Raw genomic sequence first — 24,697 nt, 5'->3', positions numbered from 1 at the left:
GGCGCGGGGCGGTCGGCTCGCCGGGCAGCAGCTCGATCACGTGACCTCCGGGCGCGCGCCCACGCGCATCGGCGGCCCCCAGTAGCCGGCTCCGGAGGAGACGTACAGCTGGGTGTCCCCCTGCTGCGACCAGCCCTCGACCACCGGCTGGTCCAGCAGGACGGCGTAGTCGAAGGGCCAGAGCTGGCCGCCGTGGGTGTGCCCGGACAGCTGCAGGTCGACCCCGGCGGCGCGCGCCTGCTCCACCTGCACCGGCTGGTGCGCCAGCAGGACCACGGGGACGGCGTCGTCCCGGCCGTCCAGCGCGGCGTCCAGGTCGGCGCCGTGACCGGGCAGCCCGGAGGCGGCCGCCGTCCGGTCGTCGATGCCGGCCAGGTCCACCGTCGCGCCCCCGCGGCCGATGGACACCCGCTCGTTGCGCAGCACGTCGACCCCGAGGGTGGACAGGTGCCGCAGCCACTGCCCGGTGTCGACGAAGTACTCGTGGTTGCCGGTCACGAAGTAGACGCCCTGGTCGCTGACCAGGTCGGCCAGCGGGGCGACGTCCTCGCGCAGCTCGCTCACCTCGCCGTCGACCAGGTCCCCGACGATCGCCACCACGTCGGGGCGCTGGGCGTTGACCGTCTCCACGAGCCGCTCGAAGCGCCGCCCGCCGTAGGTGGAGGACAGGTGCCCGTCGGAGAAGGTGACGATCCGGAGCCCGGCCATGGCCGGGTCCAGCCGCGGGATCCGGATCGGCACGCGGCGGACGACCGGGGCCGAGTTGGCCAGGACGACGCCGGTGCCCGCCGTCCCGACCGCGACCGCACCCGCCCCGACCACCAGCGAGCGGGCCAGGAACAGCCGGCGGGAGGGGTCCTGCACGGGGCGGTCCGCCCGGACCGCACCGCCGCCCGACGCTGTGCCCGGCTCCGGCGGAGCCGCCTCGTCGAACGGCTCGGACCGGCGTCGACGCTGCACCAGCCGGGCGACCACGCGGATCGGCTCGGTCGCCAGCGTGGCGAGGAACAGGTAGAACGCCAGGCCCAGCCAGGTGTACCCGACCCAGTCCAGCACCCCGTCCCCCACCGAGAGGCGGCCGCGCAACAGCACGACGAGCACCGGCAGCACGGCCAGGACGACGAGCAGCACCGTCAGCCGGCGCCGGACGCGCCCGGGCCGGGTGGTGCTGCGCACCAACCGCCACCAGAGGTAGCCGTGCAGCAGGACCATGACGAGCAGCACGGTCAGGCCGAAGCCGAGCAGGCCGATCAGGGACACCGGCGCGCTCCTGGGGTCGGGGTGGTGCGCCCGACGCTACGTCGACTGGGTCTTCAGCACCGTGCGCAGCTCCGGCCAGCGCAGCCAGAAGTCCCGCTCCGCCTGCTGGCACCGGGCCTCCTCGAGGGCGTGCAGGCGGCCCCAGGTGAAGGCGTTCTCACCGGCTGCGAACGCCGCCCGGCCGAGCTGGACGCAGAGCGGCCGGGTGATGAAGGTGTCCTGCCGGTCGCCGAGCACCTCCTGGACGCCCTTCAGCGTCGACACCAGCTCGGCCACCGGTGCGCCCAGCACCGGCACCGCCGCCTCGGCGGTGTAGCGCAGGCGCTTGGCGGCCTTGCGCACGTCGTGCAGGGCCTCGGCCTCGTCGCTGTCATGGGCCGCCTCGACGCTGCGCCGCAACCGGCGGCCGGTGCGCGCGACGACCTCGCGGAGCACCTCCTCCGCCGGCCGGGCCGCGGCCTCGGTGAGCGGTGGCGCCTCGACCAGCGCGTCGAGGTCCTCGCGCAGCTGCAGGTAGGCGGGTGTGTTCAGCGCCTTGCGCGCCTGCGCGTCACCGGCCTGCTCGTCCCGGACCGCCTCCTGCTGCAGCCGGGCGACCACCGGGCCGAGCACCAGCTCGGCCGGCTCGGCGTCGACCAGGTCCCGCAGGTGGGCGACCGCCACCTCGCCGTCCCGGCTGGGGGACAGCGCCGACCCGACCTGCGCGAGCTCCTCGCGCAGCGGGTCCGTCTGCGTGCGGTCGAGCACCGGGCGGAAGGCGGCGAGCGTGCTGCGCAGCCGACGGCAGGCGACCCGGACCTGGTGGACGCCGTCGGGCTGCCCGGTGCGGACCATCAGGTCGGCGTCCTGCAGCGCCCGGACCTGCGCGGCCAGCGCGGCACGGACGACGTCGCCGGCGGGCGTGCCCGGCGCGTGCCGGTGCTTCTTCTTCTTGCCCTTCTTCTTCCCGGCCCGCTCCGGGGCCGCGGCGGGCGGCTCGACCGCTCCGTCGGCGTCCGCCAGCCGGTGGGCGAGCACGCGGGTCAGCTTGGCCGGCGAGGACGCCGGCCGGGCGCCGGCCGTGACGAGCAGCCCGGCGACGTCGGCGAGCAGCTGCTCGTCGCCGTCGACCAGCTCCACCTCGACCTCGCGCCAGGTGGTGACCACGGCGGCCTCCCCCGGCGCGGCCGGCAGCGCGGTGCCCGTGACGTGGTCGTCGGCGACCTCGACCAGCACCCGGCCGTCGGCGTCGACGAGCTCACGGACCACCCGGCGGGTGCGCAGCGAGGCCACCTGGGCCGCCGGAGCGCGGCGGACGATGCCCAGCACCGGCTCCAGCACGGCCTTGGGCGGGGTCTTGGTGGCCCTGCCGAGGGGGGAGTGCAGCTCCCGGCGCGCGCCGGCGACGGCCGGCAGCTTCACGTGCCAGCCGGCGTCCGGGCCGCCGGTGCGCCGCCGCATCGTGACCCGGGCCCGGGCCAGCCGCAGGTCGGTGGTGTCGTAGTAGGCGGCCTCCAGCGCGTGCTCGACCGGCTCGCGGACCTCGACCACGCCCGGCGCACCGCCGAGGTCGGGCAGTTCGAACGCCTCGTCGACGTCGAACTTCCGCTCGATCTCCACATGCTCGACAGCCACCGGCGTCACTCCTCCTGCACCGGGCCACCCTCTGCTGGGCGCCCCGTTGTGAGCCCTCCGTCCTACCGCACGCGGGTGAACAGCGCACCCGGCGGTGATCACCGTCCCGCGCTGGGCACCATGGACCCCGTGCCCCGCCGACCTCCCGCGCGCCGTCGATGGACCCCCACCGTCTTCGCGGTCCCGTGGGCCGTGGCGGCGACGCTCCGGCTGACCGGCACCGAACGCGGCTTCCCCCTCGTGCCCGCACTGGCCTTCACGCCGTACGTCGCGGCCACCAGCGTGCTGCCGCTGACCGCCGCGCTGGTGTCCCGTTCACGCGGTGCCACTGCGTTGTCGGCCGCCGCAGCCACGGGGCTGGCGGCCGCGGTGCTCCGGCCGACGGCGCCCGCCGCCCCGGCGCGACGGCCATTGGGGCCACGGCTGCGGGTCGTCTCGGCCAACATGCTGCACGGCCGGGCCGATCCAGCCGCCCTGGTGGCCCTCGCGGCCGACCAGGAGGCCGATGTGCTGGCCCTGATGGAGGTCACGCCCGAGGCGGTCTCCGGCCTGCTCGCGGCCGGGGTGGCCGACCTGCTGCCCGCCGGACACGTGGTGCCCGCCGGCGAGGGCCAGCCCGCCGGCGCCGGCGGGGCGCTCTGGACCCGGCTGGAGATCCGGGGGCGCACGGTGGTGCCGGGACGCTTCGGGCAGCCCGCGGCCCGGCTGGTCGTGCCCGGTGCGCCCGACGTCGAGCTGACCGCGGTGCACACGGACCCGCCGACCAGCTCCCCCGCTCAGGTCGCCAGCTGGGCAGGGGACCTGCGACTGCTGCCCGACCCGGAGCCGGGGGTGCTGCGGGTGCTGGCCGGCGACTTCAACGCCACCCCCGACCACGCCGCCTTCCGACGGCTGCTGCGCCGGGGCTGGGTGGACGCCGCGGCAGCGGTCGGCGCGCCCCGGCGGGCCACCTGGTGGCCGATGCGGGTGTCCCAGCCACGGCTCACCCTGGACCACGTCCTGGTCGACCCCCGGATCGCGGTGGACGACCTGCAGGTGGTGCACGTGCCCGGCACCGACCACCGGGCCCTCGTCGCGGACCTGCGGCTGCCGGCGCTCAGCTGACCGGAGGGACGGAGTGTCCCGGGCGGCGGGTTCGCGGCACCGCCGCCCGGGCAGTGACCTCATGCCCCGCATCCCGACCGGGTGCACGCGAGTTGTATGACATCTGCGTTAACTCACCCGACCGCCCGCGCAGGGTGACCGCACGCGCACGGGCACGCACCCGATCGGCAGGTCAGCCGATCCGCACGTCGTCCTGCCCGGCCACCGAGACGACGTCGCCGCGGTGCAGCTGGCGGCCGCGACGCTCCTCCGGCTCACCGTTCACCTGCACGTCCCCGGCGACCAGCACGTCCTTGACCTGGGCGCCGGTGGGGACGGCGTCGACCAGCTTGAGCAGCTGACCCAGCCGGATGGTGTCCTCGCCGGAGCGGAGTTCGATGGTGCGCACGACGCTGATCCTCCCCGCCGCACGCCGGGGTCGGCACATCGCCCACCGTGCGTCGCTGCTCAGGCCGGGGTCCACCCGACGGTCCAGGTCCCCGACCAGCTCTCCCCCGGCGCGAGCACCAGCACGTCCACGTCGTCGGCCAGCGCGTTCGGCGGGCAGGTCATCGGCTCCACGGCCACGCTGCGCCGCCGCTGGTCCGGGGGGAGGGTGTCACCGGTGTAGACCTGGAGCCAGGGCCAGGTCGGGTCCACGGCCACCTCCAGCGCACCGGCCGGCCCGCTGAGCCGGGTGCGCGCCCAGCCGTCGTCGTCCCGGACCAGGTCGGTCACCGCGGTGTCGATCGACTGGTCCCCGATCCGGCCGACCGCGCCGTCGTAGGGCCGCCGCTCACCGGTGGGCAGGCCGCCGTCGAGCACGAGAGCGGTGCGGGCCGGCACGGTCAGCTCGGCCGCGGCCACGTCGCCCGGGGTCGGCGCGCCGACCGAGAAGTAGGGGTGCATGCCCGCCCCGAACGGCGCGTCCTCGTCCCCGGCGTTGCGCACCCGCACGGTCACGGTGAGCTGGTCGGCCGTCAGCGTGTGGTCGATGGCGGCGGCCAGTCGGAAGGGCCAGCCGGTGCGCGGCTCGATCGTCGTCCCGACCGTGACGGCGTCCGCGCGCTGGGCCAGCACGTGCCAGGGCTGGGCGGTGACCAGCCCGTGCACCGCGTTCGGGGAGGACTCGCTGACCACGTCCAGCTGGAGCTCCCGGCCACGCCAGGACCAGCGCCCACCGCGGAGCCGGTTGGGCCAGGGCAGCAGGACGCCGCCGCGCCGGCCGGCCGGGACGGTGCCGGACGCATAGCCGTCCAGCACGTGCCAGTCACCGACGACGAGCTCGCGCAGGGCTCCGCCGCGGAGGTCCACGGCCAACCGGGCGGGGCCGGCGGTCACCTCGACGTCGCGCGGTTCGGTGGCCGGCCAGCGGAGGTCGGTGGACGAGGGCTCGAGCGGCATGCGGTCCTCCCGGGGAGACGGTTCGCGGACAGCTCACCACAGCGCAGACGTCGCCGTTCCACGTGGAACCTGCCGCCTGACCCAGGTCACCGACGGGTCGTGACAGACGTCAGTGGCCTCGGCGGGCCGTGCGGCGACAGACTGGACGGGCACCGACGACGAGGAGCCCCCGATGCCCGAGCCCCACCTGCGCGCCGCCGATGCCGACCGGACGGCGGTCGCCGAGGTCCTCGGCCGGCACATGTCCGCCGGCCGGCTCACCGTCGCCGAGTACGACGACCGGCTGGCCCGGGCCTACGCGGCCCGCACCTACGGCGAGCTCGCCGAGCTGACCACCGACCTCCCCACCGCCGAGCCGGCCGGGAGCCGCGCCCCCGAGGCCCCCGCCGTCGCCGGCCCGCCGGCCGGCCCGGCCGGCGGGGGCCCCTGGGCGGCCCACGGCTGGTACGGCAGTTCCGTCCCCTGGGCCGGCGGCGCGAGCATGCGGGCGGCCTGGGCGAGCTGGCTGAGCACCGCGGTGATCGTGGTGGGCATCTGGCTGATCACCTCGCTGGCCAGCGACGGGTGGCTCTACCCGTGGCCGATCTGGGTGATCGGGCCGTGGGGGCTGGTCCTGCTCGCCCAGACCGTCGGCGGGCAGCGCGGGACCGGCTGCGACGACCAGCGCCGGCTGCCGCACGGCGGCCGGGGCTGAACCCCGGCGTGTCCCGCGTCAGCCGGCGACGGTGGGGGTAGCGGACGGGTCCGAGCCCAGGACCTCCGGAGGACCCGTGCACACCATGACCGACCGTTTCGCCGATGCACTGCACCGGCTGGACGCCGACCGCGACCCCGGCCCCCTCGTCGAGCTCGCCGGGGAGGACACCCAGCTGGTCAAGCTCGACGAGCACCACGAGACCCGGGGCCGGGAGGGCGCGCAGACGTTCTGGACCGACTACCGCGACGTCTTCGACGAGATCGAGACGACGTTCACGCACACCGTGGTCGGTGAGTCGAGCGCGGCGCTGGAGTGGACCTCCACCGGCACCCTGCGCGACGGGAAGCCGTTCACCTACCGCGGGGTCACCCTGATCGAGGGCGACGAGGAGGAGCTGTCCGGCGTCCGCACGTACTACGACTCGGCCGCCTTCATCCAGGGCCGCAGCGGCACCGCCTGACCTCGGCAGCACAGCAGCGCTCCGGTGACCGGCGGGCCGCCGGGGCGCTGCGGTACCGACGGCGGTCGCCCGTGAACCGGATCGCCGGGTCCGGCCATGAAGGGGTGTGACGAGCCCACCCTCCGCTGCCGGAGAATCACCACCCGTGGTCGGACTCCGCTCCGCGCACCGGTCGATCGACCCTCCGCCGGATCCGGTTCCGTTGTGGGCCCTCCCCTCGGCGCTGCCCACCGACGCCGAGCTGATCGCCCGCTCGACGTCCGAGCCGGAGCAGTTCACCGCACTGTTCGACCGGCACGCCGCCGCCGTGCACCGCTACCTCGGCCGGCGCGTGGGCGACCTCGCCGACGACCTGCTCAGCGAGACGTTCCTCATCGCGTTCCGCCGGCGCGCGGCGTACCGCCCGCAGCACGTCGAGGTCCGCCCCTGGCTGCTGGGCATCGCCACCCACGTCGTGCACGGGCACGAGCGCACCGAGCGGCGCCGCTACCGGACGCTGGCCAAGGCCGCCGGGCAGCCGGAGGAGCACGCCGCCGATCCTGCCGAAGCAGCCGACCGGATCGACGCCCAGGCCTTGCGCGGCCCGCTGGCCGGCGCGCTGGCGGCGCTGGAGCCCCGGGACCGGGACGCGCTGCTCCTGCTCGCCTGGGGCGACCTGAGCTATGCGGAGATCGCCGCCGTCCTCGACGTCCCGGTCGGGACGGTCCGCTCCCGGCTGCACCGCGCCCGCCGGCAGACCCGCACCGCGCTCGGGGACGTCTCCCCGTCCAGCGACACCCCGGAGGAGACCCGATGAACGAGCTGACCGCACTCCGCGAGGCCGGCCCCGAGGCGCCGGCCCTCTCCTCCGCCGCTCGCTCCGCCGCCCGGGCCGCCCTGCTGGCGGAGATCGACGGCCCGGCCCCGGCCCGCCGTCGCAAGCCCAGCCGGCGGACGACGCTGCGGCTGGGTGCCGCGGGGGTCGCCGTCGCCGCGGCCTGGACGGCGGCCGTCGTCATCGCCGCGCCGGACGGTCCGGGGACACCGGCCGACAGCGTCACGCTCGTCGACTTCACGATGCCGACGTTCCCGCTCTCGCTCGACCCGGTCCCCGACGGGCTCCGTCCGGCCTTCGACGGGGACGGCGACGGTGCCTCGATCGCCGCCTACGACGACCCCACCGGCGAGCACGGCTTCACCCTGTACGTGGGCGACGACGAGTCCCCGCGGCCCGACGAGGACGTGGCCGGCGTCGAGGTCGCGGCGGTGGAGGAGGTCAGCGTCGACGGACGCGACGCCGAACTGGTCCGCTGGTCCCAGGACTGGTGCACCGGCGACGGCCTGGGCGAGGACTGCGGTCGCCGCGCGTTCACCTGGCTGACCTGGGAACGGTCGGAGGACCAGTGGGTGACGATCGAGGCCCACGGCCGGTACCGGACGTCCGAGCAGGTGCTGGCCATCGCGCGGTCACTGGTCGACCGTCCGCAGCCCGCGACCCTGGACATCGGGCTGGCACCGGCCGGCTGGTCGGTGCAGTTCTTCAAGACGGGCCGGGTGCTGACGCTGGTCAACGACGCGTACGAGCAGCAGGAGATCACCGTCCACGTCCCGCTGCCGGAGGACGTGGCCCCGGCCGACCAGGTGCGCAGCAGCATCATGGGGCCGATCGGCCCCCAGCTGGACGTGGTCGTGCACGGCCGGCCGGCCCAGCTGGTGCTGGTCGACACCGGGTACCTGGACCAGCGCGGCTGGTTCCTGCAGGCGCAGTTCACCGACGGGACGACGTTCACCCTGCAGGTGCCCGACGCCTTCACCCAGGAGCAGGTGCTCGAGTTCGCCGAGCAGGTGACCCACCGCCCCTGACCACGACGAAGGCCCCCACCCGGATCGGGTGGGGGCCTTCGACTGTGGGCAAGGGGGGAGTTGAACCCCCACGTCCTCTCGGACACACGGACCTGAACCGTGCGCGTCTGCCATTCCGCCACTTGCCCTGGCGAGGAAGAACAGTAGCAGCCCCCGGCGCCGCCTCTCGCAGCCCCCCGCTCGGCACGGCACCGACCATCGCCGGCGGCGCGCTGGTAGAACGGTGTGTCGACACGGCACGGACGAGATCGTCCGGGGCGTCCTGTGCTTCCCGACCGTTCCGGCGACCCTCCCCCGGTTACGATCGGCACTCAGGGCAGTGGGAGGTCGACCGAGCGCAAGGGAGCGACTGTGGGTGCGCTGCAGCGCTTCGAACGACGCCTCGAGGGCATGGTCGGGCTGGCCTTCGCCCGGGTGTTCAAGGGGAAGGTGCACCCCGCCGAGATCGCCCACGCCCTCCAGCGCGAGGCCGATGAGCAGCGCTCGGTGCTCAGTGGTGACCGGGTGCTCGCCCCGAACGTCTTCGTCGTGACCCTCGGCCCCACCGACCACGAGAACCTGGTCGAGTGGTCCGAGCAGCTGGCCGCTGAGCTCGCCGACATGGTCGCCGAGCACATCCAGCGCGAGGGCTACCAGACCTTCGGCGACATCGAGGTCCGGCTGGAGCTCGACGAGGAGCTGCGCACCGGGGTCTTCGAGGTCGGCTCGCACGTCACCGGCGGGGCCTCGCAGCGCTCGCCGGCCGCGCCACCGCCACCCCCACCCGGCCTGCCCCCGCTGCCGCGGCTGCCCGGCGCCGCCATGGGGGCCACCGACACCGGCGCCCAGGAACCCTCGGTCGTGGGCCGCCCCGGCCAGCGGGTCAGCCACGTCCTGGTCGTCGACGGCCCGGGCACCAAGCACGTGCTCGAACAGGGCAGCAACGTGCTGGGTCGCGGCACCGAGGCCGACGTCCGGCTGCCCGACACCGGGGTGAGCCGCAAGCACGCCGACGTCCAGCTCGTCGGTGGCGCGGTCGTCGTCGAGGACCTCGGCTCGACCAACGGCACGCTGGTGAACGGTCGCCGGGTGGGGCGCCAGGAGCTGGCCGACGGCGACGTCCTCCGCATCGGTCACTCGGTGCTGGTGTACCGACAGGACGGCGCGTGAGCGCGGTCCCCGGGGGTCGCTGTGCCGGCTGAGATCGTGCTGCAGGCCTTCCGCTTCGGGTTCCTGATCCTGCTCTGGCTGTTCGTCTTCGCCGCCTTCCGGGTGGTCCGCGCCGACCTGTTCGGGGGCCGGGCCGGCCGGGTGGCCTCGGTGCCGCCCCGCGCCGCCGCCGCCCGCAAGCGCGGCGGCCGCGGACCCCGCCACCTCGTCGTCACCGCCGGCCCGCTGTCGGGCACCCGGATCACCCTGGGGGAACAGGCCATCCTGATCGGCCGCGCCGACGACTCGACCCTGGTGCTCACCGACGACTTCGCCTCCTCCCGGCACGCGCGGCTGACCAACCGCGGCGGCCAGTGGTACGTGGAGGACCTCGGGTCCACCAACGGCACCTACCTCGACCAGCAGCGGGTGCAGGGCCCGCTGCTGGTGGCCCCCGGTCAGCCGATCCGGATCGGGCAGACCGTCCTGGAGCTGCGTTCATGAGCTTGGTCCTCCGCTATGCGGCGCGTTCCGACCGCGGTCTGATCCGCGGCACCAACCAGGACTCGGTGTACGCCGGGCCCCGGTTGCTGGCCGTCGCGGACGGCATGGGCGGGCACGCGGCGGGCGACGTCGCCAGCAAGGTCGTCATCGCGGCGCTGGAGCACCTCGACGAGGACGCCCCCTCCGGCGACCTGCTCCAGGCGCTGCGTCACGCGGTGTTCGAGGGCAGCGAGCACCTGCGCGAGGTGATCCGGGAGTCCCCGCAGCTGGAGGGCATGGGGACGACGCTGACCGCCGTCCTCTTCGCCGGTGGCCGGTTGGGGCTGTGCCACGTCGGTGACTCCCGCGCCTACCTGATGCGCGACGGCGAGCTGCACCAGATCACCCACGACGACACCTTCGTCCAGACGCTGATCGACGACGGCCGGATCACCGAGGAGGAGGCCAACAGCCACCCGCAGCGCTCGCTGCTGCTGCGCGCCCTCAACGGCCAGGACGTCGAGCCGGACCTGTCGATGCGCGACGCCCGCGCCGGCGACCGCTACATGCTGTGCTCCGACGGCCTCTCCGGCGTGGTCAGCCACGAGACGCTCGCCGGCGCGCTGCATGAACCGGACGCCCAGGCGACCGCCGACCGGTTGATCGAGCTCGCGCTGCGCAGCGGCGGCCCGGACAACATCACCTGCATCGTGGCCGACGTCGTCGAGGACGACGGCCGTGGCGTGCTCGTCGAGCCGGTCGTCGACGGCGCCGCCGGCGACCACGTGGGCCAGCGGGAGGTCGACCCCCGGTCGGCCGCCGGTCGCGCCGCGCTCGCCGACCCACAGGCCACCGGGCAGTCCACCGCGCTGACCACCAGCTCCCCACCGCCGCGCCGTCGCCGGCCGCTGCGCACCGCGCTGTTCGCGCTGGCTGCCGTCGTGGTGCTGGGGGCCGCGACGATCGGCGCCTACCTGTTCGTGATGGGCCACTGGTTCGTCGGGGTCGCCGAGACCGCCGACGGCGACCGGGTCGGGGTGTTCCGCGGACTCAACGCCTCCGTCGTCGGGCTGGACCTCTACCGCCTGGACGAGGCGACGGCGCTGGCCACCACCGACCTCACCCAGGCCGCCCGTAACCGGGTCAGCGACGGGATCCCCGCCGACGACCCGGACGACGCCGCGCGGATACTGTCCAACCTCCGCGGCCAGCAGCTGCCGCTGTGCCGGACGACGTCCGCGCTGGCCACCGGCACCCCGTCCCCCACCCCGGCCCCTCCGGCGGAGCCCGCCCCCGTCCCGGGGCAACCGGACGCCGCCGCCGCCACGACGACCGTCACCACGACCGTGCCCGGCACGGACGCCACCGAGCCGACGACCTCGGCGCTGTCCCGTTCCGGTGAGCCGGGAGTGGACTGCCGGGAGGCCGACTAGTGGCTGCGCCGGTCAACGGCCCCGGCACCGACCCGCGCGCTGCCATCGCCCCCGGCACGGCCATCCCCACCCGACGGGGCACCGAACTGCTCCTGCTCGGCTTCGCGGTGCTCATCACACTGGCCGCGCACCTGATCATCGACATCACCGTCACCGGGTCCCCGGGCACCGAGCTGGTCACCTTCGGCATCTGGTTCTCCGCGCTGTGGGTCGTCGCGCACGTCGTCGTCCGGCGGTTCGCGCCCTACGCCGACCCGCTGCTGCTGCCCTGCGTCGCGGTGCTGTCCGGGCTGGGCCTGTCGATGATCCACCGGCTGGACATCGCCGGTACCCAGCTCGGCGGCAGCAGTTCCGCGAGCGTGGACGCCCCGGTCCAGTTGGTGTGGGCCACGGTCGGGCTGGTGCTGTTCATCGCCGTCCTGGTGATCGTGCGCGACCACCGGGCGCTCGCCCGCTTCGCCTACACCCTCGCCCTCATCGGGCTGGTGCTGCTGGCGCTCCCCGCGGTGCTGCCGAACTCGGAGATCAACGGTGCCAAGCTGTGGATCCGGTTCGGCGGCTTCTCCATCCAGCCCGGTGAGTTCGCCAAGATCTGCCTGATCGTCTTCTTCGCCGCCTACCTGGTCGACAAGCGCGACGTGCTGGCGCTGGCCAGCCGCCGGGTGCTCCGCCTGGAGCTGCCGCGCGGCCGCGACCTCGGCCCGGTGCTGCTGGCGTGGGTCGCCTCGATCCTGGTGCTGGTCTTCGAGCGCGACCTGGGCAGCTCGCTGCTGCTGTTCGGCATCTTCGTGGTGATGCTCTACGTCGCCACCGAGCGCGCGAGCTGGCTGGTCATCGGCCTGCTGCTGTTCGCCGGCGGTGCGTTCGTCGCCTACCAGCTCTTCAGTCACGTCCGGGTGCGGGTGGACACCTGGCTGGACCCCTTCGCCTACGCCGACACCGGCGGCTACCAGGTGGTCCAGTCGCTCTTCAGCCTCGGCACCGGCGGTCTGTTCGGTGCCGGCCTCGGCGGCGGGCGGCCGGACCAGGTGCCGGTCGCCAAGAGCGACTTCATCGCCGCCGCCATCGGTGAGGAGCTGGGTCTCTTCGGCCTGGTCGCGATGATCGTGATCTACCTGGTCCTGGTCGAGCGGGGGCTGCGCACCTCCCTGGTGGTCCGCGACGGCTTCGGCAAGCTGCTGGCCGCCGGGCTGGCCTTCTCCCTCGCCTGGCAGGTCTTCGTCGTCCTGGGCGGGGTCACCGGGCTGCTCCCGCTCACCGGGTTGACCACGCCCTTCCTCGCCTACGGCGGATCGTCCCTGGTCGCGAACTTCGGGCTGGTGGCGCTGCTGGTGCGGATCAGCGACGCCGCCCGCCGGCCGGCCGCCACGGCCGCGACCACGCCGCCGAGGCTCACCGATGCCCCGACCGAGGTGGTCCAGCCGTGAACGCCCCGCTCCGCAAGGTGGCGATCAGCGTGCTGGTGCTGTTCACCCTGCTGATCGTCAACGTCAACGTGATCCAGGTGCTCCGCGCCGACGACCTGCGCGCGGACGCCCGCAACACCCGCGTCCTCACCGAGGAGTACGGCCGGGAGCGCGGGGCGATCGTCGTCGACGGCAACGAGATCGCCTCCTCCGTCGAGACCGACAGCACCCTGCGGTACCAGCGCACCTACGCCAACGGGCCGCTGTACGCAGCGGCCACCGGGTACTACTCGGTGCTGTTCGGCAACCGCGGGATCGAGCGGGTCGAGAACGACGTCCTGCGTGGCACCGACGACCGGCTCTTCGGCCGGCGGCTGGCCGACCTGTTCACCGGCCGGGACCCCTCCGGCGGCAACGTCGAGCTCACCCTGGACCCGGCCGTCCAGGAGGCGGCGATGGCCGGCCTGGCGGGTCACGTCGGCGCCGTCGTCGCCCTCGACCCGTCCACCGGGGCGGTCCTCGGCCTGGCCAGCACGCCCACGTACGACCCGGGCCAGTTGGCCGGCAGCGACACCACCGCGGTCCGCGCCTACGCCGAGCAGCTGGACGCGATGGAGACCGACCCGCGGACCAACCAGGCCATCTCCGAGCGCTACCCGGCCGGCTCGATCTTCAAGGTCGTAGTCGCCGCCGCAGCGCTGGCCAGCGGCGACTACACGCCGGAGACGGTCGTCCCGGCCCCGCAGGACTACGTCCTGCCGGGCACCTCGACCGACCTGCAGAACTTCGGCAACGAGCCGTGCAGCCCGTCCGGTGAACAGCCGCTGATCGACGCGCTCACCATCTCCTGCAACACCGCCTTCGCCCAGCTCGGGATCGACCTGGGTGAGGAGGCCGTCCGGGAGATGGCCGAGGCGTTCGGCATCGACGGGGAGCGCTTCGAGATCCCGCTGACCGTGCAGGGCAGCACGATCGGCGACATCGAGAGCGACGCCGCGCTGGGGCAGACCTCGATCGGACAGCGGGACGTCGCCCTGACCCCGATGCAGGCCGCGATGATCGCCGCCGCGGTCGCCAACGACGGCGACCTGATGAACCCGTACCTGGTCGAGTCGATCCAGGCCCCGGACCTCTCGGTGCTCGACCAGACCGAGCCCGAGCAGCTGTCGGAGCCCTTCTCGGAGGAGGTCGCCGACCAGCTCACCGCGATGATGACCAACGTCGTCGACGAGGGCACCGGCCGGCGTGCCCGGATCAGCGGCATCGAGGTGGCCGGCAAGACCGGCACCGCGGAGAACGCCGGCCCCGACCACAACTGGTTCATCGGCTTCGCCCCCGCGGACGACCCGAGCATCGCGGTGGCCGTCTTCATCCGCAACGGCGGCGGCACCGGCGGGGACATCTCCGCCCCGATCGCGCGCTCGGTCATCGAGGCCCACCTGCAGGGCGGCGGCTGATGGCCGTCCGCGTGGGCAGCCAGCTGGCCGGCCGCTACGAGATCACCGCCCCGATCGCCACCGGTGGGATGGGGGAGGTCTGGCAGGCCCGCGACCGCACCCTCGGCCGGATCATCGCGGTCAAGGTGCTGCGCAGCGAGTACACCGGCGACTCGAGCTTCCTCATCCGGTTCCGGAACGAGGCCAGGCACACCGCCGCCCTGTCGCACCCGAACATCGCCTCGGTCTACGACTACGGCGAGACCACCCAGGACGGCCAGCGCCTGGCCTACCTGATCATGGAGTTCGTCGAGGGCAAGCCGCTGGTCACCATCCTGGCCGAGCGCGGGCGGCTCACCGCCGAGCAGACCCTCGACGTCCTCGGGCAGGCCGGCGACGGCCTCTCCGCCGCGCACGACGCCGGCATGGTGCACCGGGACATCAAGCCCGGGAACCTGCTCGTGCGGCCGGACGGCGTGGTCAAGCTGACCGACTTCGGCATCGCCTACGCCCGCGACGCCGCCCCGCTCACGCGCACCGGGATGGTGGTCGGCACCGCGCAGTACCTCTCCCCCGAGCAGGCCCAGGGGCACGTGGTGACCGCCGCCTCCGACGTCTACTCGCTCGGCGTGCTCGGGTACGAGTGCATCGCGGGGGTGCGTCCCTTCGACGGCGAGTCGCAGGTGGCGATCGCGCTGGCGCAGATAAACCGACCTCCGCCCCCCATGCCCGCGGACGTGCCATGGCAGGTGCGGGCGCTGATCGAGCGCGCCCTGGCCAAGGACCCGGCGGCACGCTTCCCCGACGGCGCGGCCTTCGCCGCCGCGGTGCGGCAGGTGGCGGCCGGTGGCACCGTGCCGGCCGCCACCGCGATGACCCAGGTGGTCGGGGACGACGGCACGGCGACCACGATGTTGCCGGCGACCGGTCCGGGCACCACCGTGAACCCCTCGACCGCGCCCCGCACCATGCCCCCGCTGCACGGCCCCCCGGTCGACGGCGACGGTGCGAGCAGCTGGACCGGTGACGAGGCCGACCCGCAGGACCTCCGCCGCACCCGGCTGCTGTGGGCCGCGGCGGCGCTGGCCCTCGTCGGGCTGGTCGCCGCCGGGGTGTTCCTCGTCCTCTCCAGGTCCGACGACCCGGACAGTTCGGCGGCGCCGGGTGGCGCCAGCTCCCCCTCGGCATCCGCATCGGCGTCCACCAGTGCCTCCGGGGCCATCGCGTTCGACGTGGCCGACTACGTCGGGGACGACGCCGATCTCGTCAGCGCCCAACTCGTGGGCCAGGGCTTCACGGTGCGGCAGGAGGAAGCCACTGCGGACGAGCTGGAGGAGGCCGGGATCGCGCTGGCCGAGAACGCCGTCGTGACCGCCTCCCCCGCGCGCGGTCCCCTCGCGGAGGGGGCGACGATCACGCTTGCCGTGGCCGCCCAGGCCTACGCCCCCGGGGACGCCGGGGACGCCGAGGAGAGCAGTGCGCCGCCGCCGGCGGCACCCGCACCCGACGACGGGGACGACGAGGGCGAGGACGGCGGGCCCACCACCCCGACGACCGCCACGGTGACCGCGACGGTGACCCAGCGGAGCTCGACCAGCGCCAACACGTCGACCAACACCCCCACCAACACCCCGACCAACACACCGACCAGCGAGCCCGTCGACCCGGCCCCGTCTTCGTCTCCGGCCGCCTCTGTCTCCCCGAACGCGGACGCACCGTCAGCGGGCAGCATCTCAGGCAACCAGTGACACACGCGTCCCGAGGCGCTCGCGTCGCGCCTGCCGCGAGCCCGCCAGCGATTAGGCTCCGCGACGGCGTACCGCTCCCCGGTCCAGCCACCCCGGAGCCGCGACCGCCGCACCGCACCACCCGAGAGGACCACCGATGACCACCCCCCAGGTGCTCGGCGAGCGCTACGAGATCGGCGGGGTGCTCGGCCGCGGCGGCATGGCGGAGGTGCACCGGGGGCGCGACCTCCGGCTGGGCCGGGAGGTCGCGGTCAAGGTGCTGCGTCAGGACCTCGCCCGTGACCCGTCGTCCCAGGTCCGGTTCCGCCGCGAGGCCCAGGCCAGCGCGTCGCTGAACCACCCGGCGATCGTCGCGGTCTACGACACGGGGGAGGACCGCACCGCCACCGGCGCTACCCCCTACATCGTCATGGAGTACGTCGAGGGCGACACCCTGCGCGACGTGCTCCGCCGCGAGCGGCGCCTCCCCCCCGAGCGCGCCATGTCGCTCACCGCCGACATCTGCGCCGCGCTGGACTTCAGCCACCGCAACGGCATCGTGCACCGGGACGTGAAGCCCGGCAACGTCATGATCACGCCGCAGGGCACCGTGAAGGTGATGGACTTCGGCATCGCCCGCGCGGTCTCCGACTCCGCCGCGACGATGACCTCGACGGCCGCCGTGATCGGCACCGCCCAGTACCTCTCCCCCGAGCAGGCCCGCGGCGAGGGCGTCGACGCCCGCTCCGACGTCTACTCCGCCGGGTGCCTGCTCTACGAGCTGGTCACCGGCGCCCCGCCCTTCACCGGCGACTCCCCCGTCGCCGTCGCCTACCAGCACGTGCGGGAAGACCCCCGGACGCCGTCGTCGATCAACCCGGAGATCACCCCGGAGCTCGACGCCATCCTGCTCAAGGCGATGAGCAAGAACCCGGCGAACCGCTACCAGTCCGCCGCCGACATGCGCGCGGACCTGCTGCGCGCCGTCGCCGGCCAACGGGTCGAGGCGACACCGGTGATGAGCGACGCCGAGAAGACCACGATCATCGGCGTGACCCCCGGCGGGTACGGCAACGACGAGTGGGACGACGGGCAGGCCGACGACAAGCGCCGGCGCAACCGGATCATCGCCATCGTCGTCGCCGTCGTCGTGCTGATCGCCGGCGGCGTCGGCCTGGCACTGGCCCTGACCTCCGGGGGCGACGAACCCACGGCCCCCGTGGTCGAGCAGGTCGCGGTGCCCGACCTCGTCGGTGACCCGCAGGCCGCCGCCGAGGCCGAGATCCTGGCCGCGGGCCTGCAGGTCGGCACGGTCACCCGCGAGCCGAGCACCCAGGCCCAGGAGGACACCGTGCTCAGCTCCAGCCCGGCCGCGGGCACCCAGCTGGACCCGCAGGAGCCGGTGGACCTGGTCGTCGGCGGCGGCCCCAACACCATCGCCGTACCCAACGTGCTGGGCGACGACCAGGACGAGGCGATCGACCGGCTGGAGGGCGCCGGCTTCACCGGGAGCACCAGCACCGATCAGGTCGACAGCCTGCAGCCCGCCGGCACCGTCGTGGGCCTCGACCCCGCGCCGGGCAGCCAGGCCGCCCCGGACGTGTCGTTCCGGCTGAGCATCTCCACCGGCTCGATCACCCTGCCCGACGTCCGCAGGCTCACCGAGCCCGCCGCCCGGGAGGCCCTCGTGGACGCGGGGCTCGACAACGGCGTCATCGTGCCGAACAACGTCGAGCGGGACGACGCCACGCCGGGCACGGTCGTCGACACCGACCCGGGGCCGCGGGCCTCCGTCTCGGCCGGCGAGACGGTGACGCTGCTGATCGCCGTCCCGACGCCTGCTCAGCCCACCCCGACCCCCACGCCGACGCCCACCCCGACCACCCCGGCGGCTCCGCCGACGGAAGAGACCACCCCACCGGCGCAGCCCACCAGCTGAGCGCGGGCCACCCGGCGGGGTGGCCGGTTCAGATCGTGACGGTGGTGAGCCGGCGGGCGGTGGCTGCCGCCGCCTCGACCCGGGCGGGATCCGGTGCCAGTCCACAACTGGACAGCCAGTTCGCCAGCAACCGGTGCCCGCCCTCGGTGAGCACCGACTCGGGGTGGAACTGCACCCCCTCGATGGGCAGCTCCCGGTGCCGCAGCGCCATCACGATGCCCGACGGCGTGCGGCCGGTGACCTCCAGCTCGGCCGGGACGCTGTCGGACTCCACCGCGAGCGAGTGGTACCGGGTGGCGGTGAACGGGCTGTCCAGCCCGGCCAGCACGCCCACGCCCTCGTGCACGACCTGGCTGGTCTTGCCGTGCAGCAGCTCGGGCGCCCGGCCCACGACGCCACCGAAGGCCTCGGCGATGGCCTGGTGCCCCAGGCAGACCCCGAGGACCGGCAGCCCGGCATCGGCGGCGGCCCGCACCATCGGCACGGTCACGCCGGCGTCGACCGGTGTGCCGGGGCCGGGGGAGAGCAACACCCCGGCGAGGTCGAGGTCGGTGAGCTCGTCGACGGTCACCGCGTCGTTGCGGCGCACCACGCTGGGCACCCCGAGCTGGCCCAGGTACTGGACGAGGTTGTAGACGAAGCTGTCGAAGTTGTCGACGACGAGCACCGGCCGGACGGCGGGCAGGCTCATCGCTGGACACTCACGTCGGTGCGGGACACGAGGGGCTCGATCTCCAGAGGGCGGTGTCGGGCGGCCGGGTGGGCCCCCACGGTCTCAGGTGTACACGGAGGAGTGCGCCGTCACCACGATCGGGACGGTCGGGCGCAGACGGTCAGCCGACCCTGGCGTACTGCATGTCCAGGGCCCCGTCATAGGCCGGCAGGGTCAGCTTGTCCTGCTCCTCGACGTCGAAGGTCAGCCCGTAGGCGTCGGCCGCCTCCTGGAAGACCTGCACCCCCGGGGAGGCGGCGAGCTCGTCCCGCATCTCGTCGGCGTCCCCGACCGCGGTGACCACGTACGGCGGTGAGTACGTACGGCCGTGCAGCAGCAGGGTGGGGCCGACGCAGATGACGGCGCTGGTGGAGATCAGCCGCTGCCCCATGATGGCCACGCCGTCGGCACCGGCGGCCCACAGCGCGTTCACCACCGCCTGGACGTCGGACTGGTGGATCACCAGGTTGTCCGGGTTGCCCTCGGTCGGCGTGGTGCCGGCGGACGTGCGCGGGGCGTCGTCCAGCGCGATGGCCAGCCCCGGCCCGGTGAGCTCCGCGAGCCCGGCGGAGCCGACCCCGGGGGCGGCCTCCTGCTGCACGGCGGCGACCTCCCCGTTCCGCGAGGCCGCCAGGTCGGTGAGCGCCTGCACCTGCTGCTGCAGGGCGGCCAGCTCGGCCTGCTGACCGGCGACGGTGGAGTCACGCTCCTCGATCAGCGCGGACAGCTCGGTGACCTCCCCACCCCGCAGGTCGGTGCCCTGCGCCGTCGTGCTGGAGGTGGCGAACAGCAGACCGGCGGCCAGGGCGACGACGGGCACGAGCCCGACCCACGGGTCGAACCGGCGGGGGCGCCCGATGCGGGTCATGCACACCTCCTGGTGTCGGCGCCCACCCCGGAGGGGCGAACAGGGGTGACGCCACCGCGCGACGGGGCGGGACTGCTGGCCGTCTCAGCTTAGGCTGGTAGGCGTTCACGCCGGGGCGTCAGGCCACCGGCCCGGGAGGGAGTCCGCCAGGTGCCCAAGTCGAAGGTGCGCAAGAAGTCGGTCTACACGCCGCCGGAGGGCGTGCTGCCCGCGAGCGCGGCCCGGGCCCAGGCCGCGCAGCCGAGCCCGCGGTGGTACGCGCCGGTGATGGTCGCGCTGATGTTGCTCGGTCTGCTGTGGATCGTCGTCTACTACGTGGCAGGCGACCGGATCCCGCTCATGACGACGCTGGGCCCGTGGAACTTCGCCATCGGTTTCGGCGCCATGGTCGCCGGGCTGATCATGTCGATGCGCTGGCGCTGACGCCCGCGCACGGCTCGACCGACAGGCCCTCGTCCCTCCGGGACGGGGGCCTTCGTCGTGTGGGCCTCGTCCCCCGAGGGGACGCTGACCGGTCGGTACTCCGCTCGGTGACCAGTGCACAGCGAGCCGTCACCGGCCCGCTGGGTCGACAAACGGTCAACGTGCAGGTCAGGGGCTCGCCGGAAGATCGTCTGTGCACAGCGGGCCGCTCCGTCCACAGGCAGGCTGCTCCGCCATCCACCGGGTTGTCCACGATCTGTGGGTTGCCCGGACCGAGGGACCCTGGGCTGACCTGCGGGAATGCCTGCGATGTGACCACTGGGGCGGAAACGGCACAGGGGTAACTACACCCGTGGAACTCCGTCCCCAGCTGTGTACACACCTGTGGGAAAACCGGTCGCTCTGATCCTTCTCCCGAAGGCGATCAGGCGCTTACTACCCGACTCCCCGAAGCGCAAACCAGCAGCGTGACGGGCCGTTCCCGCGCGTGTCCGGGCGAGTTGTCGACATCCCCACCCCGGTGGACGGTCGCCGGGACAGCACAGCCCCCGTCCGCGTGGACGGGGGCTGTGGACGACCGGGACCGGGTCGGTCAGCGGTCGAGGAGCTCCAGGATCGTCGCGTTGGCCATGCCACCGCCCTCGCACATCGTCTGCAGCCCGTACCGGGTGCCGGTGGCCTGCATGTGGTGCACCAGCGTGGTCATGATGCGTGCGCCCGAGGCGCCCAGGGGGTGCCCGAGCGCGATCGCGCCACCCAGGGGGTTGACCGCCTCGGCGGCGGCGCCGATCTCCCGGCGCCAGGCGAGCGGCACCGGGGCGAACGCCTCGTTCACCTCGAAGACCCCGATGTCGGCCAGCGCCAGCCCGGAGCGGTCCAGCACCTTGCGGGTGGCCGAGATGGGGGCGGTCAGCATGATCACCGGGTCGTCACCGGCGACGACCGTCGTGTGCACCCGGACCACAGGGGTGAGCCCCAGCTCGCGGGCCCGTTCGGAGGTGGTGACCAGGAGCGCGGCCGATCCGTCGGAGATCTGGCTGGCGTTGCCGGCACTGATCACGCCGTCGGCCTGGAAGGGGGTCTTGAGCGCCCCGAGCGCCTCGAGCGTGCCGCCGGTGCGGATGCCCTCATCGGCGGTCACCACGGCGCCCTCGGGGGTGTGGACCGGGACGAGCTGCGTGTCGAAGGCCCCGTCGGCCTGGGCCTTGGCCGCCCGCTCGTGCGAGCCCAGCGCGAACTCGTCGAGCTCGGCCCGGGACAGGCCCCACCGCGCCGCGATCATCTCCGCCCCGACCCCCTGGTTGGGCGCGACCCCGCCGTAGCGGGCCAGGTACTGCGGCCCCAGCGGGCGGCCGGCCGACCCGTCACCGGCCGAGGAGCCCATCGGCACCCGGCTCATCGACTCGACCCCACCAGCCACCACGACGTCCGCCTGACCGCTGATGACGGTCGCGGCGGCGAAGGCGACCGCCTGCTGGGAGGAGCCGCACTGCCGGTCGATGGTCGTGCCGGGCACCGTCTCCGGCCAGCCGGCCGCCAGTGCCGCGACCCGGCCGATGTTGCTGGTCTGCTCACCGACCTGGCTCACGCAGCCCCAGAAGACGTCGTCGACGACGGCCGGGTCCAGGCCGGTGCGCTCCACCAGGACACGGAGCACCGTGGCGGACAGGTCGGCGGCGTGCACGCCGGACAGCCCGCCGCCCCGCTTCCCCACCGGTGTGCGGACGGCGGCACAGATGACGGCATCGCGCATGGACCACTCCTCATCGCAGACGGTGACGTCTCAGACGTCCGGTTCCCCGATGCTAGGCGCCGCGTACAGGTCCGCAGCCGGTGCTGACAAGCTGGCCCCGTGCACTGGTCGCCCCGGATCGGCGAGGCGGTGGCGATGGCCGCCGCCGGCGTGGCCCTCGCGCTGGCCACCCTGCTGGTCGACCCGGTCGGGCGGGTCCTCGTCGGTGGCGGCGCCGTCCTGCTGCTGGGCCTGGCCGCCCGCGACCTGCTGCTGCGCCCCCGGCTCCGCGCCGACGCCCACGGCGTGACGGTGCGGGCGATCAGCGGCGGGACGACGATCGCCTGGCCGGCGCTGCGCGCCCGGGTGCGGACGTCACGACGGTGGGGGTTGCGCGCCCGCACGCTGGAGCTGGAGGACGTCACGGACGACGCCGTCCTGGTCGTGCTGGGCCGCCGGGAGCTGGGTCAGGACCCGGACGCGGTCGCCCGGGACCTGCACGCCGCCGGCGCAGGGCGCTAGCGCAGCCCGCCGAACACCAGCACCAGCAGCACGACCACCAGGACGGCGACCCCGCCGACCACGACCGGCCGCCGGCGGCCGCCCAGGACGAGGATGCCGGCCGTCAGTGCGCCGACGACGAGCCCGCCGAGGTGCCCGAGCAGGGAGACCCCGGGCAGGAAGCTGATCGCCAGGTTGATCACCAGCAGGGTGAGGAGCCCGCGGAGGTCCTGCTTCTGCTTCAGCAGGACCACGCCGAAGGCGCCCAGCAGGCCGTAGATCGCCGCCGATGCGCCGACCACCGCACCGAGGTAGTTGCCGAACAGCTGCAGGGCGGCCACGCCGCCCAGCGCGGAGACCAGGTAGACGGTCAGGAAGCGGCCCCGACCCAGCTGGCGTTCGAGTTCGGAGCCGAACAGCAGCAGGGCGAGCATGTTCAGCGCCAGGTGCACCGGCCCGACGTGGGTGAAGGCGCTGGTGACCACCCGCCACCACTCACCGGCGTCGACCAGGTAGGGGACGATCGCGAAGTCGTCCTGCAGCGGCGAGCGGAAGCTGCGCAGCGGGTTGACGCCGACGCTGATCGCCGAGCCGGCGGTCGCGAGGGCGACCAGCAGGTTCAGCGCGATGAGGGAGAGGGTGGCTGCCCCCCACCGCCGGGCTGCGCTGCGCAGCCCGGTGGTGCGCTTGGGACGGCGGACGGTGGCGTTGCCGGCCCGCACGTCGTCCGGGCACTGGAAGCCGACCGCGGCCGGGTTCATGCACTCCGGGCAGATGGGCCGGCTGCAGCGGGCGCAGCGGACCCCGGTGGGCCGGTCCGGGTGCCGGTAGCAGGTGGCAGGGGGCGCCGGCTGCGGCTCCGCGCCGGCGCCCCCGCTGCCCTCGGGGGTGCTCAGCTGCGCTGCACCTCGACGGAGTTGATCACGATGTCCTCGACCGGGCGGTCGCCGCGGGCGGTCGGGGCGGTGGCGATCGCGTCGACGACCTGGCGGCTGGCGTCGTCGGCCACCTCACCGAAGATCGTGTGCTTGTTGTTCAGGTGCGGGGTGTTGGTGACGGTGATGAAGAATTGGGAGCCGTTCGTGCCGGGGCCCGCGTTGGCCATGGCCAGCAGGTAGGGGCGGTTGAACGACAGGTCGGGGTGGAACTCGTCGCCGAAGCGGTAGCCGGGGCCACCGGTGCCCTGACCCAGCGGGTCGCCACCCTGGATCATGAAGCCCTGGATGACCCGGTGGAACACCGTGCCGTCGTAGAGCTTGGCCGTGGTCTTCTCCCGGGTACGCGGGTCGATCCACTCGCGGCTGCCCTCGGCGAGCTCGGTGAAGTTCGCGACCGTCTTGGGGGCGTGGTCGGGGAACAGGTCGACGGTGATGTCGCCGTGGTTGGTGTGCAGGACGGCGCGCCGTGCGGCGGAGGTCTGTTCAGTCACGACGACCACTCTCCCACTGCCGACCGGGAGGCCGCTGGGCGCCCGGTGCGTCCGGGCTGTGCCCGGCGGCCGGCGAAGGTCCTCGAGGGCCCTGGCGGGCCCGGAGTGGAGACGAGGGGAATCGAACCCCTAACCCCCGCCTTGCAAAGGCGGTGCTCTGCCAATTGAGCTACGTCCCCGGGGGACTGCGGTGGTCGGTCGACCGCAGTCGCGGGATCAGGCGCCGGGCGTGCTGACCGAACCCGGGCCGCGGGTCGCCTCGGCCCACAGGTCGGTCTCGCCCTTGCCGGAGCTGCGCTTGCGCACGGCCGCCAGGGCACCGGCCGCGAGCGCTGCCATCGCCAGCTTCTTCAGCACGCGGGACCTCCTCGAACGGTGTGGGCCACCGCGGTGCCGGTGACCGCTGCCGGGACCCAGCGGCGGGCGACCGTGATCCCCGTGGAGATCGCTGCCGCCCGCCGTCGGTGCACGGGTGGGCCTGGGAGGACTTGAACCTCCGGCCTCATCCTTATCAGGGATGCGCTCTAACCGTCTGAGCTACAGGCCCGTGGACCGGTGAACAGCTTACCTGCCCGGCTGAGGCCCTCCGACCCGGGGGGCCTCAGCGGGTGTGGCTCGCTCAGTCGCGCTCGGCGAGGGTGACCTCGAGACCGCCGACCAGGTCGGAGCAGAGGTTGTAGACGAACGTCCCCACGGTGCACAGCGCCGTGAGCAGCACGATGTTGATCGCCCCGATCACCGCAGCGCCACCGAAGACGACGCCGGCGGTGATCACCTCACCGCCCCCGTCCGTGGTCTCGGTGGTGGTGGCCAGCTGCCCGATCAGGTCGTTGACCGTGTCGAAGACGCCCAGGCTGCTGAGCACCCCGTACAGGATGCCGACCGCGACCATCCACACGAAGAACAGGGCGATCGAGAGGACGAGTGAGATCTTCAGCGCCGACCAGGTGTCGATGTGGCGCAGCTGCAGCCGGGCCCGACGCGGGCCACGGTTGACGGCGCCGCGGGCCTTGCCGGAGGGGGCCCGACCGGCGCCCTGGCCGGCCGGCCGGGATGCCGGCCTGGCCGTGGGGCGCGCGGGGTCGGGTCGGGCCGCCGGGTCGATCGGGCGCGCAGCCGC

At 74.1% G+C, this 24,697-nt stretch carries 25 protein-coding genes and 3 tRNA genes; 14 read left to right on the top strand and 14 right to left on the bottom strand.

Features of this window, described 5'->3' with window-relative positions; genetic code table 11:
- Positions 1–36: 36 nt before the first annotated feature.
- Positions 37–1,260: a metallophosphoesterase gene (locus IN07_RS00565; RefSeq protein ID WP_036332521.1), complete on the bottom strand. Its 1,224-nt coding sequence runs from the start codon at positions 1,258–1,260 to the stop codon at positions 37–39.
- A gap of 36 nt (positions 1,261–1,296) precedes the next feature.
- Positions 1,297–2,874 (bottom strand): CYTH and CHAD domain-containing protein, encoded by a 1,578-nt coding sequence (locus IN07_RS00560; protein WP_036332519.1) that lies wholly within the window; start codon positions 2,872–2,874, stop codon positions 1,297–1,299.
- 120 nt (positions 2,875–2,994) lie between these two features.
- On the opposite strand from IN07_RS00560, the gene IN07_RS00555 reads away from it, so the two are divergent.
- Positions 2,995–3,978 carry an endonuclease/exonuclease/phosphatase family protein gene (locus tag IN07_RS00555; RefSeq protein ID WP_052090435.1) on the top strand — a complete coding sequence of 328 codons (984 nt, stop codon included), beginning with the start codon at positions 2,995–2,997 and terminating at the stop codon, positions 3,976–3,978.
- 172 nt (positions 3,979–4,150) lie between these two features.
- Here the strand turns inward: IN07_RS00555 and IN07_RS00550 are convergent, their stop codons facing one another.
- Together IN07_RS00550 and IN07_RS00545 are read right to left on the bottom strand one after the other, a co-directional pair.
- Positions 4,151–4,366: an RNA-binding S4 domain-containing protein gene (locus IN07_RS00550; protein WP_036332558.1), complete on the bottom strand. Its 216-nt coding sequence runs from the start codon at positions 4,364–4,366 to the stop codon at positions 4,151–4,153.
- Between the two features lie 59 nt (positions 4,367–4,425).
- On the bottom strand, positions 4,426–5,361 hold the full coding sequence (locus IN07_RS00545) for an aldose epimerase family protein (protein ID WP_036332516.1): 936 nt from the start codon (positions 5,359–5,361) through the stop codon (positions 4,426–4,428).
- Between the two features lie 172 nt (positions 5,362–5,533).
- Here IN07_RS00545 and IN07_RS00540 point away from each other — a divergent pair, with 172 nt between their 5' ends.
- The 4 genes from IN07_RS00540 (at position 5,534) to IN07_RS00525 (ending at position 8,360) form a co-directional block, all read left to right on the top strand.
- Positions 5,534–6,055 (top strand): DUF1707 SHOCT-like domain-containing protein, encoded by a 522-nt coding sequence (locus IN07_RS00540; protein WP_036332556.1) that lies wholly within the window; start codon positions 5,534–5,536, stop codon positions 6,053–6,055.
- Between the two features lie 85 nt (positions 6,056–6,140).
- Positions 6,141–6,518, top strand: a complete 378-nt coding sequence (locus tag IN07_RS00535) for a nuclear transport factor 2 family protein (RefSeq protein ID WP_036332554.1) — start codon at positions 6,141–6,143, stop codon at positions 6,516–6,518.
- Between the two features lie 145 nt (positions 6,519–6,663).
- Positions 6,664–7,314 carry an RNA polymerase sigma factor gene (locus IN07_RS00530; protein WP_197058293.1) on the top strand — a complete coding sequence of 217 codons (651 nt, stop codon included), beginning with the start codon at positions 6,664–6,666 and terminating at the stop codon, positions 7,312–7,314.
- Complete coding sequence (locus IN07_RS00525) at positions 7,311–8,360, top strand: hypothetical protein (protein ID WP_036332514.1); 1,050 nt, start codon at positions 7,311–7,313, stop codon at positions 8,358–8,360. The genes IN07_RS00530 and IN07_RS00525 overlap by 4 nt, the downstream gene beginning before the upstream one ends.
- Before the next feature lie 45 nt (positions 8,361–8,405).
- Here IN07_RS00525 and IN07_RS00520 read toward each other — a convergent pair.
- Positions 8,406–8,488 (bottom strand) — tRNA-Leu (locus IN07_RS00520).
- Between the two features lie 223 nt (positions 8,489–8,711).
- Here IN07_RS00520 and IN07_RS00515 point away from each other — a divergent pair.
- The 7 genes from IN07_RS00515 to pknB all read left to right on the top strand — a co-directional run bounded on the left by IN07_RS00515 (position 8,712) and on the right by pknB (position 17,912).
- Positions 8,712–9,509, top strand: a complete 798-nt coding sequence (locus IN07_RS00515) for an FhaA domain-containing protein (protein WP_036332512.1) — start codon at positions 8,712–8,714, stop codon at positions 9,507–9,509.
- Between the two features lie 21 nt (positions 9,510–9,530).
- Positions 9,531–9,992, top strand: a complete 462-nt coding sequence (locus IN07_RS00510) for an FHA domain-containing protein FhaB/FipA (RefSeq protein WP_036332510.1) — start codon at positions 9,531–9,533, stop codon at positions 9,990–9,992.
- The gene (locus IN07_RS00505) at positions 9,989–11,404 is read left to right on the top strand and encodes a PP2C family protein-serine/threonine phosphatase (RefSeq protein WP_036332508.1); all 1,416 of its coding nucleotides are present in this window, start codon (positions 9,989–9,991) and stop codon (positions 11,402–11,404) included. Before IN07_RS00510 ends, IN07_RS00505 begins: the two co-directional genes overlap by 4 nt.
- Positions 11,404–12,831 (top strand): FtsW/RodA/SpoVE family cell cycle protein, encoded by a 1,428-nt coding sequence (locus tag IN07_RS00500; protein ID WP_036332506.1) that lies wholly within the window; start codon positions 11,404–11,406, stop codon positions 12,829–12,831. The genes IN07_RS00505 and IN07_RS00500 overlap by 1 nt, the downstream gene beginning before the upstream one ends.
- On the top strand, positions 12,828–14,267 hold the full coding sequence (locus IN07_RS00495; protein ID WP_036332504.1) for a peptidoglycan D,D-transpeptidase FtsI family protein: 1,440 nt from the start codon (positions 12,828–12,830) through the stop codon (positions 14,265–14,267). Before IN07_RS00500 ends, IN07_RS00495 begins: the two co-directional genes overlap by 4 nt.
- The gene (locus IN07_RS00490) at positions 14,267–15,994 is read left to right on the top strand and encodes a serine/threonine-protein kinase (protein WP_052090434.1); all 1,728 of its coding nucleotides are present in this window, start codon (positions 14,267–14,269) and stop codon (positions 15,992–15,994) included. Before IN07_RS00495 ends, IN07_RS00490 begins: the two co-directional genes overlap by 1 nt.
- 136 nt (positions 15,995–16,130) lie before the next feature.
- Positions 16,131–17,912: a Stk1 family PASTA domain-containing Ser/Thr kinase gene (pknB, locus tag IN07_RS00485; protein WP_036332502.1), complete on the top strand. Its 1,782-nt coding sequence runs from the start codon at positions 16,131–16,133 to the stop codon at positions 17,910–17,912.
- 28 nt (positions 17,913–17,940) lie between these two features.
- Here pknB and IN07_RS00480 read toward each other — a convergent pair whose 3' ends face one another.
- Both IN07_RS00480 and IN07_RS00475 read right to left on the bottom strand, forming a co-directional pair.
- Complete coding sequence (locus IN07_RS00480) at positions 17,941–18,603, bottom strand: aminodeoxychorismate/anthranilate synthase component II (protein WP_036332500.1); 663 nt, start codon at positions 18,601–18,603, stop codon at positions 17,941–17,943.
- A gap of 142 nt (positions 18,604–18,745) precedes the next feature.
- Positions 18,746–19,492, bottom strand: coding sequence for a DUF881 domain-containing protein (locus IN07_RS00475; protein WP_036332498.1), 747 nt, complete (start codon positions 19,490–19,492; stop codon positions 18,746–18,748).
- A gap of 150 nt (positions 19,493–19,642) precedes the next feature.
- On the opposite strand from IN07_RS00475, the gene crgA reads away from it, so the two are divergent.
- Positions 19,643–19,915: a cell division protein CrgA gene (gene crgA, locus IN07_RS00470; RefSeq protein WP_036332496.1), complete on the top strand. Its 273-nt coding sequence runs from the start codon at positions 19,643–19,645 to the stop codon at positions 19,913–19,915.
- 592 nt (positions 19,916–20,507) lie between these two features.
- Here the strand turns inward: crgA and IN07_RS00465 are convergent.
- Entirely contained in the window at positions 20,508–21,668 is a 1,161-nt protein-coding gene (locus IN07_RS00465; RefSeq protein ID WP_036332494.1) for a thiolase family protein, read from the bottom strand.
- A 99-nt stretch (positions 21,669–21,767) separates the two neighbouring features.
- On the opposite strand from IN07_RS00465, the gene IN07_RS00460 reads away from it, so the two are divergent.
- Complete coding sequence (locus IN07_RS00460) at positions 21,768–22,169, top strand: PH domain-containing protein (RefSeq protein ID WP_036332492.1); 402 nt, start codon at positions 21,768–21,770, stop codon at positions 22,167–22,169.
- On the opposite strand, the gene IN07_RS00455 is transcribed toward IN07_RS00460, so the two are convergent.
- The 6 genes from IN07_RS00455 to IN07_RS00435 form a co-directional block, all read right to left on the bottom strand.
- The gene (locus tag IN07_RS00455; RefSeq protein WP_036332490.1) at positions 22,166–22,909 is read right to left on the bottom strand and encodes a rhomboid family intramembrane serine protease; all 744 of its coding nucleotides are present in this window, start codon (positions 22,907–22,909) and stop codon (positions 22,166–22,168) included. The two genes, IN07_RS00460 and IN07_RS00455, sit on opposite strands and share 4 nt — an antisense overlap.
- 131 nt (positions 22,910–23,040) lie before the next feature.
- Complete coding sequence (locus IN07_RS00450) at positions 23,041–23,577, bottom strand: peptidylprolyl isomerase (protein ID WP_036332487.1); 537 nt, start codon at positions 23,575–23,577, stop codon at positions 23,041–23,043.
- Positions 23,578–23,683: 106 nt separating this feature from the next.
- A tRNA-Ala gene (locus tag IN07_RS00445) sits at positions 23,684–23,756 on the bottom strand.
- A 37-nt stretch (positions 23,757–23,793) separates the two neighbouring features.
- Complete coding sequence (locus IN07_RS25560) at positions 23,794–23,934, bottom strand: DLW-39 family protein (RefSeq protein WP_197058292.1); 141 nt, start codon at positions 23,932–23,934, stop codon at positions 23,794–23,796.
- A gap of 116 nt (positions 23,935–24,050) precedes the next feature.
- A tRNA-Ile gene (locus IN07_RS00440) sits at positions 24,051–24,124 on the bottom strand.
- Between the two features lie 72 nt (positions 24,125–24,196).
- Positions 24,197–24,697 (bottom strand): DUF3566 domain-containing protein (locus tag IN07_RS00435; protein WP_052090432.1); only part of this gene is annotated, 501 nt, incomplete at its 5' end.

The sequence above is a fragment of the Modestobacter caceresii genome, assembly GCF_000761485.1.
Taxonomy (GTDB): domain Bacteria; phylum Actinomycetota; class Actinomycetes; order Mycobacteriales; family Geodermatophilaceae; genus Modestobacter; species Modestobacter caceresii.
Note: the sequence above shows the minus strand (reverse complement) of the source record. Positions and strands in the feature narration are given on the sequence as shown.